This window comes from Arthrobacter sp. FW306-1B-F12A, assembly GCF_058781865.1.
Window position 1 is genome coordinate 49,020 of sequence record NZ_JBYSXD010000004.1, and the last position, 15,673, is coordinate 64,692.

At 65.0% G+C, this 15,673-nt stretch carries 14 protein-coding genes; 8 read left to right on the forward strand and 6 right to left on the reverse strand.

Annotated features, from left to right (window positions below):
• Positions 1-605, reverse strand: a 605-nt coding sequence (locus AC3WJU_RS03280) for an LGFP repeat-containing protein (protein WP_492259105.1), incomplete at its 3' end; no start/stop codon positions are given.
• Between the two features lie 400 nt (positions 606-1,005).
• On the opposite strand from AC3WJU_RS03280, the gene AC3WJU_RS03285 reads away from it, so the two are divergent.
• Together AC3WJU_RS03285 and AC3WJU_RS03290 are read left to right on the forward strand one after the other, a co-directional pair.
• Entirely contained in the window at positions 1,006-3,654 is a 2,649-nt protein-coding gene (locus AC3WJU_RS03285; protein WP_306964576.1) for a DUF4118 domain-containing protein, read from the forward strand.
• Entirely contained in the window at positions 3,651-4,328 is a 678-nt protein-coding gene (locus tag AC3WJU_RS03290) for a response regulator (protein WP_284988923.1), read from the forward strand. The genes AC3WJU_RS03285 and AC3WJU_RS03290 overlap by 4 nt, the downstream gene beginning before the upstream one ends.
• Here AC3WJU_RS03290 and AC3WJU_RS03295 read toward each other — a convergent pair.
• Entirely contained in the window at positions 4,318-6,204 is a 1,887-nt protein-coding gene (locus tag AC3WJU_RS03295) for an ABC transporter ATP-binding protein (protein ID WP_492259106.1), read from the reverse strand. The genes AC3WJU_RS03290 and AC3WJU_RS03295 overlap by 11 nt on opposite strands.
• Positions 6,205-6,304: 100 nt before the next feature.
• Here AC3WJU_RS03295 and AC3WJU_RS03300 point away from each other — a divergent pair, with 100 nt between their 5' ends.
• From AC3WJU_RS03300 to AC3WJU_RS03310, 3 genes are all read left to right on the forward strand, one after another.
• Complete coding sequence (locus AC3WJU_RS03300) at positions 6,305-6,736, forward strand: MarR family winged helix-turn-helix transcriptional regulator (protein ID WP_284988925.1); 432 nt, start codon at positions 6,305-6,307, stop codon at positions 6,734-6,736.
• A 183-nt stretch (positions 6,737-6,919) separates the two neighbouring features.
• Positions 6,920-7,198: a hypothetical protein gene (locus AC3WJU_RS03305; RefSeq protein WP_284988926.1), complete on the forward strand. Its 279-nt coding sequence runs from the start codon at positions 6,920-6,922 to the stop codon at positions 7,196-7,198.
• Positions 7,199-7,445: 247 nt separating this feature from the next.
• The gene (locus AC3WJU_RS03310) at positions 7,446-7,760 is read left to right on the forward strand and encodes a carboxymuconolactone decarboxylase family protein (protein ID WP_492259107.1); all 315 of its coding nucleotides are present in this window, start codon (positions 7,446-7,448) and stop codon (positions 7,758-7,760) included.
• A 71-nt stretch (positions 7,761-7,831) separates the two neighbouring features.
• Here AC3WJU_RS03310 and AC3WJU_RS03315 read toward each other — a convergent pair whose 3' ends face one another.
• Together AC3WJU_RS03315 and AC3WJU_RS03320 are read right to left on the reverse strand one after the other, a co-directional pair.
• A complete protein-coding gene (locus AC3WJU_RS03315; RefSeq protein ID WP_492259108.1) occupies positions 7,832-8,275 on the reverse strand; it encodes a tautomerase family protein in 444 nt (147 codons plus the stop codon).
• A 62-nt stretch (positions 8,276-8,337) separates the two neighbouring features.
• Positions 8,338-9,492 (reverse strand): hypothetical protein, encoded by a 1,155-nt coding sequence (locus tag AC3WJU_RS03320; RefSeq protein ID WP_492259109.1) that lies wholly within the window; start codon positions 9,490-9,492, stop codon positions 8,338-8,340.
• Between the two features lie 177 nt (positions 9,493-9,669).
• Between AC3WJU_RS03320 and AC3WJU_RS03325 the strand changes: the two genes are divergently transcribed.
• Entirely contained in the window at positions 9,670-10,611 is a 942-nt protein-coding gene (locus tag AC3WJU_RS03325; protein ID WP_492259110.1) for an NAD-dependent epimerase/dehydratase family protein, read from the forward strand.
• On the opposite strand, the gene AC3WJU_RS03330 is transcribed toward AC3WJU_RS03325, so the two are convergent.
• The gene (locus tag AC3WJU_RS03330; RefSeq protein ID WP_492259111.1) at positions 10,612-11,316 is read right to left on the reverse strand and encodes an alpha/beta fold hydrolase; all 705 of its coding nucleotides are present in this window, start codon (positions 11,314-11,316) and stop codon (positions 10,612-10,614) included.
• Positions 11,317-11,390: 74 nt separating this feature from the next.
• Positions 11,391-13,307: an FAD-binding monooxygenase gene (locus tag AC3WJU_RS03335; protein WP_492259112.1), complete on the reverse strand. Its 1,917-nt coding sequence runs from the start codon at positions 13,305-13,307 to the stop codon at positions 11,391-11,393.
• A 206-nt stretch (positions 13,308-13,513) separates the two neighbouring features.
• On the opposite strand from AC3WJU_RS03335, the gene AC3WJU_RS03340 reads away from it, so the two are divergent.
• Together AC3WJU_RS03340 and AC3WJU_RS03345 are read left to right on the forward strand one after the other, a co-directional pair.
• Positions 13,514-14,971: a fumarylacetoacetate hydrolase family protein gene (locus AC3WJU_RS03340; RefSeq protein ID WP_492259113.1), complete on the forward strand. Its 1,458-nt coding sequence runs from the start codon at positions 13,514-13,516 to the stop codon at positions 14,969-14,971.
• The gene (locus AC3WJU_RS03345; protein WP_284754785.1) at positions 14,964-15,638 is read left to right on the forward strand and encodes a GntR family transcriptional regulator; all 675 of its coding nucleotides are present in this window, start codon (positions 14,964-14,966) and stop codon (positions 15,636-15,638) included. The genes AC3WJU_RS03340 and AC3WJU_RS03345 overlap by 8 nt, the downstream gene beginning before the upstream one ends.
• Positions 15,639-15,673: the final 35 nt, after the last annotated feature.

Below are 15,673 nucleotides of genomic sequence, written 5' to 3' on the forward strand. Positions count from 1 at the left end.
GTGTCTGCGGACAGCTGTTGGTAGCGGCCGTTGATCGCGCCCCAAACTGCGAACGTCCCGTATCCCGGGACGAAGTAGATGGATCCGCGTTGGAATTGCTGCCGGCACGCCCCTCCAGGCAGTCCGCATTGCTCGTCGCTGCTCGGGTACCCCAGACCGCCCGTGTCTGCGGACAGCTGTTGGTAGCGGCCGTTGATCGCGCCCCAAACTGCGAACGTCCCGTATCCCGGGACGAAGTAGATCCACCCCCTCTGGAATTGCTGCCGGCACGCCCCTCCGGGGAGATCGCACTGTTGCTCCGCAATCGCCGGGCCGAGTACGCCGGCGTCACCGCCGAGGCTTTCGTGCTTGGCGCCGATCGCGCCAGGGACGGCGAAGCCGGATGCCTTTACGGTTGTGGAGGAAGGTGCAGGGGTGGCTGACGTGGCGGGCGAAGGTTCGATTGCCTTTGGCGGCGTGGCGCCCGGTGTCGGAACCGGCGTCGCGGTGGGAGCCGGCGTCGGGGCCGGCCCGGTCGGCCCGGGCGCGGGTAACGTCGTCGATGATGGCGACGGCGTCACAGGCACCTGCGCGGGGACCCCGGTCCCGGGAACCTGTGGTGCCACGGAGTCCGTGGAGGCTGAGGGTGACGGTGCAGGTGTTGGGCTTGCCATGGCCGGGGCGGGCAACAGGGACAGGCAAACGCCAATTGCTATTGCGGCTCCGAATCGATGGAGGCGCTGTGTACGGGGGAATTGAAGGCGTGCGCGCCCGGTGGACATCCTGGGGCTATCTTGTATGCCAGTAATTGCTTTCTCCTTTACCGCCACGCTCAAACCGAAGCCACGGTCGGCAAGGACAGTGGCCGCGGTGACGCAGCCGTAAAGAGAACCATCCCCCGAGGCACATGTATTGCTGATCGTGAGACTACCGCTCCGAAAGTTCCCCGGCGGGCAGACGCGCCGGTCAAAAAGGCTGGCTTTCTTGCGGGCAACCGACGCGTTAAACAAGTGAAAGAATGACCACATGGCACGGGCAACGTTGCGCATTTTCCTCGGGGCAGCCCCGGGAGTAGGGAAGACCTACGCCATGCTTGAGGAGGCTCACCGGCTGCGCGGCCGCGGTGAAGACGTGGTGGTGGCCTTCGCCATGGACCATGGGCGCAGCGACACCCGTGCCTTGATGGACGGATTGGAAGTCATCCCGCCGCACACGATTGCGTACCGGGACACCAGCTTTGAAGAGATGGACGTCGACGCAGTCTTGGCACGCAAGCCGCGCATCGCCGTCGTCGACGAATACGCCCACTCGAACATCCCCGGAAGCCGCAACGCAAAGCGCTGGCAAGACGTCGAGGAACTGCTCGACGCCGGCATCAACGTCCTCTCCACCGTCAACGTGCAGCACCTGGCTTCCCTTGGTGACGTCGTGAGTGCCATCACCGACGTCCGGCAGGCGGAGACAGTGCCCGACGACGTCGTGCGGCGTGCCGATCAAATCCATCTTGTGGACATCTCACCGGAGCTGTTGCGGCAACGGTTGGGCGACGGCAAGATCTATTCGGCGGACAAGATCGACGCTGCCCTGTCCAACTATTTCCGGATGGGCAACCTGACGGCATTACGGGAACTGGCGCTGCTGTGGCTGGCCGACCGCGTGGACGAAGGGCTCGCGAAGTACCGTTCGGAACAGGGGATCGAGGCGAGCTGGCCCGCCCGCGAACGCATCGTCATCGGCCTCACAGGCGGGCCGGAAGGGGAGGTCCTTGTCCGCCGGGCCGCCCGGATCCTCAAGCGCGTCAATGGCGGCGACCTGCTCGCCGTGCACGTCCGCGCCGCTGATGGTGTGGCCTCGGAATCTCCGCAGGCGCTGGAAGCCCAGCGCCTGTTGGTCCGGGACTTGGGTGGCAGCTACCACACGGTGGCAGGGGAGGACCCGGCGAAGGCCTTGCTTGACTTTGCCCGCAGCGTGAACGCGACGCAGATCGTCGTCGGGATTTCCCGGCGCCGGAGCCTCGTCGCCAGGCTGACCGGGCGGGGGATCGGCAACCGGGTGGTGCGTGACTCCGGCGATATTGACGTGCACATGGTTTCGCATCCCTTGGGCGGCCGGGGCGTGGACCGTCCACGGCAGCGGGACCTTGGCCGCACAAGGGTGGTCGTCGGGTTTGCTATGGCGGTGGTCCTGCCGGTTCTTTTGCAGCTCCTGCTGGCGGCGAGTCCTTCCCACAACATCACGACGGCGGTGCTCCTCCAGTTGACGGGCTCGGTTGCCGTCGCCCTGGTGGGCGGGTTGTGGCCCGCTCTGCTCGGTGCCTTGTGGAGCAGCCTGTTGGTGAACTTCTTCTCCATACCGCCCGTGGGGACCCTGACCATCAGCGACCCCGAGAACATCATCGCGTTGCTGGTTTTCGTGGGCGTTTCAGCCGCTGTTGCGGCCGTGGTGGACGTCTCGGCCAGGCGCTCCAAGGAAGCCGCCCGTGCCCGTGCCGAGGCCACCACCCTGGGTGACCTCACGCGCGGGGCATCGAGCGCCGAGGACACCGTCGAAGGACTTTTGAAGCAAGCGTTGGACGTATTCCAGATGCGCGGGGCTGCGTTGTACAGGGCTGGCACGGCGGGCCCGGGCGGCGGGACGGCGGGCGGCTGGCGCCTCGTCGCCAAGGCCGGAGAGGCCGCACCCCTCCCTGCCGACGGCGGCGAAAACACCGAACAGATCGACGCCGGAACCCGCCTGGTCCTGTCCGGCCGCATCCTGCCAGCCAGCGACCGCCGCCTACTCAGCGCCTTCGGCGCGCACCTTTCGGCCCAGCTCGAGCGGCGGCAATTGGCGGCAAGCCGACGTGAAGTCAGGCGCTTGGCCGAAAGCAACACCATGCGAACCTCCATCCTGCGCGCGGTCTCCCACGACTTGCGGACTCCGCTGGCCGGGATCAAATTGGCCGTCGGCGGCTTGCGGCAAAGCAACGTCCACTACACACCGGAGGAGGAACAGGAACTGCTGGCAACCATCGAGGAATGCTCGGACAGGCTCGACGTCCTCGTGGGGAACCTCCTGGACATGTCCCGCATTACCTCGGACTCGGTGAACGCCCTCATTCGCCCGGTGCGCTGGTACGAAGTGATCCCCACGGCCCTCCACGGCATGCCGCCGGGGCGGGTGCGCGTCGACCTGCCCGGGAACATGCCGGAGATCGACGCCGACGCCGGGATGCTGGAACGCGTTATCGCAAACATCGTGGAGAATGCCATCAAGTACGCTCCGGATTCCGATGTTGTGCTGGTGGGAGCCGCTGGTGGCTTCAGCTCGTCCACCCTGGACGGGAGGCCGTCCGGAGAACTGCGCATCATCGACCACGGCCAAGGAGTCCCCGCCGAAAGCGTCGTCAGGATGTTCCAGCCGTTCCAACGGCTCAACGACGTCCCTTCCACCACCGGGGTTGGCTTGGGGCTCGCCGTGGCCAAGGGATTCACGGAGGCGATGGGAGGCACGCTCACCGCGGAAGAGACTCCGGGCGGCGGCCTGACCATGGTCATCCGGCTTCCGCTATCCACAGGGGTCGCGATCCCGCACGAGGAGGCGCAAGCTCCCTTGGAGGCGCAATCCGTTCTTTTGCAGCACCGCCACATGCCGCCGTCGGGCAGTCCGGATAGCGCCTCCGGGGAGGCGGGATGAGCCACGTCCTGGTGGTGGACGACGATCCCCACATCGTCAAGGCCTTGCGGATTACGCTCCAAGCCCACGGTTACACTGTGGCCACAGCGTCCGACGGCGAATCGGCCTTGCGCTCTGCCGCCCAGCACCCGGTTGGCGTCTTGATCCTCGACCTGGGGCTGCCAGACATCGACGGAACCACAGTCATCACCCGCTTGCGTGAGTGGAGTAGCGTACCCATCCTGGTCCTCTCCGCGCGTCACGGCTCGGACGACAAGGTGGAAGCCTTGGACGCCGGCGCGGACGACTACATCACCAAACCGTTCGGGCTCGACGAGCTGCTCGCGCGCCTCCGGGCGATCCTGCGGCGCACCTCTGACCCGGGCGAAGAAGCGCCCGTGCTGGTCACTGAATCGTTCACTGCGGACCTTGCCATGAGACGCGTGACGCGCGACGGCGAAGACGTCCGCCTCACGCCGACGGAGTGGAGGATCCTGGATCTTTTCGTGCGCAATCCCGAGAAGCTGATCACCCAACAGCAGCTCCTCAGCGAGGTGTGGGGCCCGGCCTACGCCAAGGAGGCCAATTACCTGCGCGTGTACATGGCCCAGCTCCGCCGGAAACTGGAACCGGAGCCCGGGAACCCGCGCCATCTGATCACCGAGGTAGGGATCGGGTACCGGTTCATGCCGTGAGCCTTGCTGCGGCAGCATGACCGGCAAACCCGACAGTCTCCCCGGCCTCGACAAGCCGCGCATACGCGCCGCCTGAATCGCGAAGGTTTCCGGGCGTTCCGAACTCCACGATGGCACCGCGCGAGAGCACTGCGAGCTGATCGGCTTTCTCCACGGTGGAGAGCCTGTGGGCGATGGTGAGCGTAGTCCGGCCGACGGCCAGCCGGTCGAGCGCCGCCTGGACATGGGCCTCGGTTGCGTTGTCCAGGGCGGAGGTAGCTTCGTCGAGGACCAGCACTTTCGGATTGCGCAGGATGGTTCGGGCAATCGCCAAGCGCTGCTGTTCTCCTCCGGAGAAGCGGTGGCCCCGAGCGCCGACCATGGTGTCCAGGCCGTCGGGCAAGCTTGCGATCAGGTTCGCGATCTGTGCCGAGGCCAGCGCGCTCCACAGCACTGCGTCGTCCGCGCCGGGTGCAGCCAGCAGCAGGTTTTCCCGGATGGTGTCGTGAATCAAGTACGTCTCCTGGGACACCACGCCAACGATTTTCGTCAGGTCCTCAGGGGCGATGTCGCGCACGTCGACGCCGTCAATGGTGATCCGCCCGGCGGTGGCGTCATGCAGGCGCGGGACCAGCGAGCCCAGCGTCGATTTGCCGGAGCCCGTGGGGCCCACGATCGCGGTACTGGTGCCGGCCGGAAGCTTAAGGTCGACGTCGAGCAGAACGTCCGTGCCGCCGTCGTACGCGAAACGGACGCCCTCAAAGCGGACCTCGCCGCGCACTGCGGCCGGGTCCAGCGGGACGGGCCGCGCCGGGGGAGTGATCTCGGGAGCCAAGTCCAGGTACTCAAAGATGCGGCTGAACAGGGCCATTGCGGTGACCCATTGGACGCCGAGATCCAGCAAGCTCATGACCGGGCGGAAGATGGCGCCTTGCAGCGCGGTGAACGCCACGAGCGTGCCGATGGTCATGCCGCCGCTGGTGACGGGCAGTCCGGCGGCGAGGTAGATCAGCGCCGGAATGGCCGAGAAGATTATGCCCATGGTGGCCATGCGCCAGCGGCCGGCCAACTGGGAGCGCATCTCCAGGCCGATCAGCCTTTTGGAGCTTTCCGTGTAGCGGTGGGCGTCGCGCTTGGTGGTTCCGAGGGTTTTGGAGAGCCTGACGCCGGAGACTGACAGCCCTTCCTCGACCTGGGTGTTCATGGTGGCCAGCTCGCTTTGCAGCGTTGACGTGATGTTGCGCCGGAGCAGGGCCACCCGGCGGGTGAACCAGACAGCCGGCGGTATCACTATCAGGGACAAGAGCGAGAGCCCGGGCGAAATGGCCACCATGGCGATGGCGGTGGCAATGGCCGTGGTCAGGTTGGACGCAACACCGGTCGCGGTGGAGGTGATGACTTGCTGCAGGCCGGAAATGTCGTTGTTCAACCGCGACTGCACCTCGCCACTGCGGGTCCGGGTAAAGAATCCGAGCGATTGCTTTTGCAAGTGGGTGAACAGGCGCGTGCGCAAGGTGTGCATGATCTTCTGGCCCATGCCCGTGGTCATCCACGTCTGCAGCACGCCGATCAGCGCGGTTGCGGCGGCCACGGCGATCAATCCGGCGGCCAGCCACGCGAGCAGCGGCAGATCCTTGCCGGGCAGCGCGACGTCGATGATGTGGCGGACCAGGAACGGCTGCGCCAGGCCGATGATGCTGGAAGCGCTGATGAGAAGCACGACGACGGCGATGGTCGCCTTGTGCGGGGTGAACAGCCCGGCGATCCGTTTGAGGCTCACGGGGTGCTGTTTCAACTGGGTACGGTCCGCGGGATTGAGGCGGGCGGGGCCGCGGCCGGGACTTCGGGCTCCGACGCCCGGTCGATGGGGATTTTGGGTGAGGATGTTCTCCGTCATAAGCACCACCTCCAGTGGCGAGCGGGGCGCGGGAATCGCGCCTACTAATACAGAGGTTACCTCACTATGTGGCTACAGGTCAAATTGCTAGACTGACAGAATGCAGTCACAGCCCTCAGATTCTGCCGACCTTGGCGATCTCTTCCATGCCGCCTTCCGGGGGCTGCGCCGGACCTGGGCCGAGCAGCTGTCTCCGTGGGAGCTGACGCCGCACCAATGGCGGGCGCTCATGACTCTTATGCGCCCGGCGCCAGGGGACCCGATTCGGCTGAAAGACTTGGCGGAACGGCTGCGCATTGCGCCACGATCGGCCACGGAAGTGGTGGACCAGCTCGAGGTCAAAGGCCTCGTCCGCCGCGATCCGGACCCCACGGACCGGCGCGCCACCCTCGTCGCCGCCACCAGGGACGGGCAGCAACTCTTTGCGAAGATCAGCGCTGAAAGGCGTGGCAAGTCTTCCGAGTACTTTGCCCGGCTCAGCGCAGAAGATCGCGCCGAATTGGCCCGGATTCTGGGTCAGCTCGGGGACTGAAGCGAACGCCGCCCGCCTGCCAAGTTGCCGCAGAGTAGGTAGAGTCGAAGCCATGACTCGCCGGAAGGTTCCAGTTGCCCTCGTCGCGCTCCCTTTCGCGTTGTGCCTGATCGCACTTGCGCCAGCAGAGAGAGCGGGGGCCGCAAACTGCGATTCGCAAGGGCTTCTGGGGGTGGTTGGCATGTGCTCTCCCGCCAACTCCCCATCTCCCCGGCCATCGGAAAAACCCACTCCGTCGGCCACGGCTATCCCGCCTGTACAACCGCAACCCCAGCCGGATCCCGGCGTCGCGGTTCCGTCCGGTGGCGCTTCAACGCCTTCGACGGCGGTGACCGTGCGGGCGGACCCAACTCAGGCCGCGCCACCGGCGGCAACCACAGCTACAGTGCCTTCGCCGATCGTTTCCAGCCTGAGCCCCTCGACGCAAAATTCAACCTCTGCGGCGACCGCTACCCGGATTGACCCGGGCGCCCCCGCCCAGAGTGACCATCCCATTGCTCCAAGCGTTTCAGTGGCTGGAATCCTGCTGGCCTTCGGCGGAACCCTCATCGCCGCAGGCGGAGTGGTAGGCCTCAGAAGATATCCGCCGCTCTAACCCCGGCCCGCGGAGTTCATCGGGAAACAGGTAATAGCGGACCCTGCCTCATTCCGGTGGCCATTCCTAGGATTGAAAGCAAGTCGACAAGCTTTCACTAACAAGGAGAACCCCATGGCCGAACCATCCCGTGCCCAGCAACTCGTCGGAGACATCTCGCCCAAACTTGCCTCACTCACCGACGACGTTCTCTTCGCTGACGTCTGGGAACGCCCCGAATTGGCCAAGCGGGACCGGAGCCTCATTACCGTTGCCTGTCTCGTGACAAGCGGCAGCACTGAACAGCTTTTTGGCCACCTGCGTCTCGCGAAGGCAAACGGACTCAGCGAAACCGAATTGAGCGAGGCTATTACGCACCTGGCGTTCTATGCGGGCTGGCCCAAGGCGATGTCCGCCATGGCGGTCGCCAAGCAGGTGTTTGCCGAGTAGCCAAGTCCGCGCGAGTAGCCAAGTCCGCGTCAGGGGCGCTTGGCGCCCCTAGCCAGGCTTGCTGCCGGAAGTCAGGCCTGCGGGGTGTGCCCCTGGAGTGAGGCAATCTGTGCACGCGCGGCTGCGATGAGTTCCTCGTTAGTGTTGGCGTGGCCGTTGAGGCCCCAGCCGCCGTCGGGCGCTTCCGTGAGCAGGACCCAGGTTCGATCAGGCAGCGTCGGGTCCGCGGCCGACGTCGCGACGAGCGCGGTGAGTTGTTCGACAACGGCGAGCTGCTTTTCGCGGTTCAGCGCGCCCGCGTTCGTGAGCACCTGGACGCGCACGTAGTTGCTGTCGCCGTCGACATTCGACAGATCCCCCGCCGGGAGTTCATGGATGAATGCCGCCGTGTTCTTGCGGAACATCGGGATATCCGGCACCTGCTCCACACGCATCACCGTCGACGCCAGGTCAATCGCGAGCTGGTGTTTGTCTGCGAAAGTCCCTGCGGTGGCGTACACGTCGATCATGGGCATGGTGCTTCTCCTCTTCGATGCAGTTCAACCGTCATGTGCGTTGCCATCCTTGCACCTTGCTGTCACCGTGTCTTCCTCTGGGCAATCATTTGCGGATCGTCCGGCTTGACGTCCTTGGAAGTGCGGTTCTTCGGCCTGTGCGGCATGACCGGTTCGGATGCGAAGCGTCGTGGGCCGCTCCACATTGATGGTGGGGCATCGATCGCGTAGGCAAGGGCGTATGCGACCCGTTCGTAGTTGACGCGCCAGCCCCTGAAATGTGGCCATGCTTGCTCCGCCGTTACCTCAATCGGGTAATCGACGGTCCGCATGAGTTCCACGGCCGCTTGAAAGTCTTCAAAGGTCACATCGAGTTCGGAATCGGGATCGGGGTCTTCGTCGACCGGGATCCGGATGGCCCGGGCCACTTGGTTCAGGCAGGTGAATCCCATCCGAATGACCAGCCGAGCCCGGGTGCTCGGGGCGGACCCCGGACTCAGGGAAAGCTGCAACGCGGCCGCGTCCATGACGCTGAGGAGGGAGTTGAGCCAGTTCGATTGCGGTGAAGGCGAACGGAACCATACCAGCGTCAGGTAGGTGCTGTGTGATTCGGCGACATCCGCGGCCCATCGCTCCCACCTTTGGTAAAGCTCGCTGAGCTCGCTGGTGCTGGTTTGGGCGGCCATCCCAAACCGTGTGCGCACCAGAAGCTCGGGTCCCCATGAGGGTGAGCCTGCCCTCGATACGAGGAGGGTCACCTCCGCCTCCCGCCTGTTGAAAGCTGCATACAGCGTTGGCAGATAACCGATCTGCAGAGCGATCACGATCAACCCGGTATAGGCGGCGACGTAAACCAACACGGTGTTGCCGACATTCGATGGAGCAGCATAGCCAAGCGTGAACATCGCGGAGCCAGCCTCGCTTGCGGCTTGCCAGAGGTCACCGTCGACGAAGGGAAGAAGCAGGAGACTGAACGACAAGTCGAACACGATCACCCAAACCAGCAGGCGGACGAACAGCGCCATGGGGGACTGCCAGGCAAGGATCCGATCACGTACTTCGTACGAGGAGACGGGCTTAGTGATGACAAAGAAGATTTTCGCAGTGACCAAATGGGTCATCCGTGAAAGGTTGCTGTGCAGCGGACGTGGCACGATCAGTGTTCCGATCACGCTCATCCAGTTCAGGAGCAACGCAAGCAACCCGACTGAAAAACATGCCCACACGAATACAGTCAATGTGCTCTTTCGACATTGTTAGACACCAATTCAGCTATTGACCACCGGTAGGTACAAAGCTGATGAGGCTCGTATCATTCATTCCACCCTCGGATCTTGTCAAGGGTAAGCGGCTGCGCCGTACTTCGGTGCGACGTCACCAGCAAAGCATCGCCGGAGAGTTAGGGAGAAACCATCGTGGCACGCCATCTTATCCTCGGCGCCGGACTCGTAGGCGGGACGCTCGCGAGGCAGCTCTCCGCCCGTGGAGACCAGATAACTCTCGGCACGCGCAGCGGCACTACGGTCCCCGGGGCGACTCCCGTGAAACTGGACGCGAGCAGCCCGGCCGACGTGACAGGGGCTGCGCGGGGAGCCGACACGATCTTCGTTTGCACCAATCCGCCCTACACCAATTGGGTAGCCGATTGGCCTCCGATCTTCGACGCTGTGATCAAGTCGGCGCGTGACTCCGGGGCCGGTCTTGTGCTCATGGGCAACCTCTATGCGTACGGCCCGCCGGACGGTCCGATGACCGAGCATTCACAGCTCGCCACCACCGAGAAGAAGGGCCTTGTGCGCAAAGCGGGTTGGGAGAAAGTCCTTGCCGCGCACGAACGCGGTGAAATCCGGGCCGTGGAGGTTCGGGCGAGCGACTACTTCGGTCCTGGGGCGGCGGGGATGTCGACTCATCTTGGCGGCGGCTTTTTTCAACCACTCCTGGCCTCCAAAACGGCGCGTGTCGTGGGGGACCCCGTACTGGAGCACAGTTGGAGCTTCCTGCCCGATATCGCCGCGACACTTATCGCGGCCGCAGACCACCCGGGCGAATGGGGACGGGCCTGGCATGTGCCGAGTGCATCCGTCCCGCGCTCGGAAATCGCGCGGCAGGTGAATGAGCGTTGGGGCGTGAATGGCCGGGTGGCCCCGATCCCGCAGTGGTCACTTAAAGCCCTCGGCACCGTCATTCCGATCATGCGCGAGATCTCAGCTTCCAGCTACCAATTCACGATGCCCTTCGTGATCGACTCCGAGGAGACGCGGAAGATGCTGGGTGTTAAGGCAACATCGTGGGACCAAGCACTGGAGGTCACTGTGGACAGCTACCGTAAGCCCGAAACGAGCCATTCGGTGCGGTGACTAACCCGTCCGCTCAACCGCCGCAAGAATGGCCTCGCCGAGTTCATGCGGCTTCGTGAACTGGGGCCAGTGTCCGGTGGGCAGATCCATGAATTCCACGTCGTTGATGCGTGCGAGCTCGGCCACGAACGGGTGGCCGGATTCGATCCACTCGCCGAGCAGGCTGGAGGGGAACTCGCACGCGATGATGGTGGCGGGGACGTCGTAGCGGCGCGCATCGTGCAAGCGCTGCTTATCCGTGGTCACGTTCTTTGGCTCCGGGATGGCGCGTGCCCGGAACGCGGCCCGCAGCTCCTCGTTGAGGTCCACGAGGTCCTCATTTTCGAACAGCTCCCATGGCGGCAAGGGCACGGCATCGCCCTCGACAGGCAGTTCGTCGTTGATGACGCCGCCCTCGCCAAGCGGTCCGCTGTCCACGTAGACCGCCCGGACCACCCGGTCCGGGCGGGCGTCGACGGCGCCGTGGATGATGGCACCTCCACCGGAGTGGCCGACCAGTACAACAGGACTGCCAACGGCGTCGACGGCTGCCACTACTGCCTCGATGTGATCCCTGAGGCCGATACCGGACCTCGGGGCGTCAATTGCCTCCAGCCCAGGCAGCGTGAGCGGGTGGACCGTGTGGCCCGCAGCAACGAGCGGCGGCGTGACCTCCGACCACGAAGAAGCGTCCAACCAGAATCCGGGAACCATGATGATGTCCATGCCGGTACCCTACGACGGGCCACCGACAGAATGAACCCTTGCGTTGGTCCCGCACGCCGGAACGCGCCAACAGCTCAGACCGCTGCGGTCCGTCCCGATCGAAGGAGGGGCGCGAAGAACGCGGCGAGTTCCGCCGTCGCGGTCAAGGGCAAGACGTTCGCCACGTACTGGTCCGGCCGCACCACCACCACGACGCCGCCGCGGTCAAGGCCGCGCAACTCGAAGATGTCTGCCGAAGGATCGGTGCCGTAGACGTTCTCAAGGTAGGTGAGCTTGAACGGTCCGACCTCCGGCTTGAATGCTTCCGGCACCGCTCCGATGTCGACGCTCGTGTGCTCCTGCTGGTAGATCACCTTCACGTCGAACCACGCGTCCCGGTCAGCGCCCGACGGCGTTGCGGCCAGCGGCGAGTCCGGCGAGTTCGCGATCCACTCGGCAAAGTCGGCGACGGCGGACGCTCCCCCCTGTGCCGTTCCCGCACCCGCAGCGTCCGCGAAGACGTAGATGCGCCACCGTCCGTCAGCCTTGGCCTGGTGGCCGAGCTGTAGCGGGTTGGTATCGCAGACGCGCACCACGGGCGCGGACTTGAAACGCTTACCGATGGTGAATCCCGTGGCCAGGCCTTGATGTGTTGGCTCGGCGATCAGCGGCGAGGGAGCGTAATGGGTCATGAAGCCGGCAGGGAACTCTGCGGTGCTCACGTAGAAGTTCTCCAGCTCGGTGGGGTCCTCAAATTCCTCGGGCTTCTTCGCCATGAGCGTGGACCACTCTTTGTCGAAGTCGATGAGGTTCTTGGCAATGACTTGGCGCTCGGCGGAGTACGTGGAGAGGAGGCTCTCCGGGCTGCGGCCTTCGAGTACGTGTCCGAGCTTCCATGCCAGGTTGAAGCCGTCCTGCATGGAGACGTTCATTCCCTGTCCGGCCTTCGCGCTGTGGGTGTGGCATGCGTCGCCGGCAATGAACACGCGCGGTGTGCGCGTGCCGCGCTGGTCCGGCAGGATGTCGTCGAACCTGTCCGTGAGGCGGTGGCCCACTTCGTACACGCTGTGCCAGGCGACGTTACGCACATTGAGCGTGTAGGGATGGAGGATGTCGTTGGCCTTGGAGATGATCTCCTCGATGGTGGTGTTCCGCACGGAGCGGTTGTCGTTCCGATCCACCTCGCCAAGGTCGACGTACATGCGGAAGAGATGGCCGCCTTCGCGCGGGATCAGGAGGATGCTGCCGCCCGTGCCGGACTGGATGGCGCACTTCGTGCGGATGTCGGGGAAGTCCGTGACGGCAAGGACGTCCATGACGCCCCAAGCGTGGTTGGCCTGGTCGCCGGCGAGGGTGCAGCCGATCGACTCGCGCACCTTGCTCCGCGCGCCATCCGCGCCCACGACGTATTTGGCCCGGACAATGCGTTCCTGGCCCTCGTTTGGTCCGGCGGTGTGGAGGAGCGTGACGGTGACTGGGTAGTCACCGTCATTGGTGACTTCGAGGCCGCGGAACTCGTATCCGTAGTCGGGGGTCATGCGGGTGGGGGAGTTCGCCATGTACTCGGCGAAGTAGTCCAGCACGCGCGCCTGGTTGACGATCAGGTGCGGGAATTCGCTGATATCCCCGGTCGGATCGTCGAGGGCCCGCGCGGTACGGATGATGCGTGAAGGGTCTGACGGGTCCGGCTTCCAGAACGCCATCTCGGTGATCCGGTACGCCTCGGCAATGATCCGCTCGGCGAATCCGAAGGCTTGGAATGTCTCCACGCTCCGGGCCTGGATCCCGTCGGCCTGCCCGATCGCGAGCCTGCCGGGGCGACGCTCCACGATACGGGTTGTGACGCCCGGGAACTGGGACAACTGCGCGGCGGCGATCATGCCGGCGGGCCCGCTGCCGACGATGAGTACGTCGACCTCGTCGGGAAGATCAGTGGGTCTGTTGATGCCGACGCCGGCGGCCGCCTGGACACGCGGGTCGCCGGATACATAACCGTGGTGGTGGAACTGCATGGGCTTTCCTCACTTCATTGTGCGGTTGTTCAATTATAGAACTGTGAATTCTTTATTTGAACCTTTGTCTGGATTCATACTGTACGGCAGGCGTGACGGGGGCTACAAGGGCCTCGCGATCCGTCCGGGGATGCAGGGGGTTGACGTCCCGAAACTCCAGGGTCATAGTTATCGTATACGATTTCGTACTCGATGAGGAGTGAAACTTGGAACAGGTCACCGACCACACCCTGGCCGCGGCCCGCAAGGTCATCGCGGTGCATATCAACTACCCCAGCCGGGCAGCGCAGCGCGGACGTACGCCGGAGCAGCCTTCGTACTTCCTGAAGCCTTCGTCGTCCCTTGCCCTCAGCGGCTCAACGGTGGAGCGTCCGGCTGGCTGTGAACTCCTCGGCTACGAGGGCGAGATCGCGCTGGTCATCGGCACGCCCGCCCGCCGCGTGGGTCTGGAAGACGCCTGGAGCCACGTCCAATGGGTCACGGCCAGCAACGACCTCGGCGTCTACGACCTCCGCTACGCGGACAAGGGCTCCAACCTCCGGTCCAAGGGCGGCGACGGCTTCACCCCGGTAGGCCCCGCGCTCATTCCGGCCGCCGACGTCGACCCCTCCGGGCTGCGGATCCGCACCTGGCACAACGGCGAACTCGTCCAGGACGACACCACCGAAGACCTGCTGTTCCCCTTCGCGCGCCTCGTCGCCGATCTGTCCCAGCTCCTCACCCTCGAAACCGGGGACATCATCCTGACCGGCACCCCGGCCGGCGCTTCCGTCGCCCAACCCGGCGACGTCGTCGAGGTTGAAGTCACCGCTGGCGACTTCAGCAGCGGTCGCTTGGCCACCACCGTGACGGAAGGTACGACGGCGTTCGCGGACTTCGGCGCTCGGCCCAAATCCGACGACACGCAGCGGGAGGAAGCATACGGTTCTCGGGAAGCAGCGGGGCTTCCCGCCGTCGTGCCTGTCCTGACCCCGGAGCTGAAGAAGAAGCTCGAAAGCGTGGCGACCGCGACGTTGTCCAGCCAGTTGCGCAAGCGCGGGCTGAACAACGTGAGCATCGACGGCCTGCAGGCCACCCGCCCGGACCGCCGCGTCGTCGGGCTCGCCCGGACGCTGCGCTATGTCCCCAACCGTGAGGACCTCTTCACGACCCACGGCGGAGGGTTCAACGCCCAAAAACGGGCGATCGACTCCGTGAACGAAGGCGAGATCCTGGTCATGGAGGCCCGGGGAGAAAAGGGCACAGGGACCGTCGGAGACATCCTGGCGCTGCGTGCCCAGATGCGCGGTGCCGCGGCCATCATCACCGACGGCGGCGTGCGGGACTTTTCTGCCGTGGCAGGACTGGACATGCCCACCTACTTCGCCAACCCGCACCCCGCCGTGCTGGGCCGGCGCCACATCCCGTGGGACACGGACATCACCATCGCCTGCGGCGGGGCCACGGTCCAGCCCGGGGACATCATCGTGGCCGACTCGGACGGGATCCTGGTGATCCCGCCGGCCATCGCGGAGGAGCTGGTGGATGAGTGCATCGAGCAGGAGAAGGAAGAATCGTTCATCTTCGAGATGGTCAAGCAGGGCAACAGCGTGGACGGTTTGTACCCGATGAACGCCCAGTGGCGTGCCCGTTACCAGGAGTGGGAAGGAGCCCAAGGTGACTGAAACCGCCGTCGGGAGCAAGTCCGAGCAGGCCTATGCCGCCGTGAAGGCGCGCATCGTGGAGGGCACCTACACGCCGGGATACCGGCTGGTGCTGGCCAAGATCGCCGAGGACCTCGGCGTGAGCGTGGTTCCGGTCCGGGAGGCGATCCGCCGCCTGGAGGCCGAGGGGCTCGTGAAGTTCGAGCGCAACGTCGGCGCCACGGTCTCCGGGATCGATCCGACGGAGTACCTGTACACGATGCAGACCCTGAGCATCATCGAGGGAGCGGCCACGGCATTGTCGGCCCCCTTGATCGACTCCGTGGCCATCGCCCGGGCCCGTGCGGTCAATGCCGAGATGCGCGACTGCCTGGAGCATTTCGATCCGGTCCGCTTCACGGCGCTGAACCAGGATTTCCACAGCGTGCTCTTCGAACACTGCCCCAATCCGCACATCCTGGACCTCGTGCACCGGGGTTGGAACCGGCTGGCCTCGATCCGGGCCTCGACATTCCGCTTCGTCCCTGGCCGTGCGCAGGAATCCGTCAAAGAGCACGAGGCGCTGCTTCAGCTCATCGAAAGCAATGCCGACGCCGACACCATCGAACAAGCCGCCCGCCGCCACCGCAGCGCCACCCTCGACGCATACCTCGCACAAACCAACGCGGGGTCACTTAGCGCCCATTAAGCGCCCCGACATGGGCCGTAAGTGACCCCGCGTTC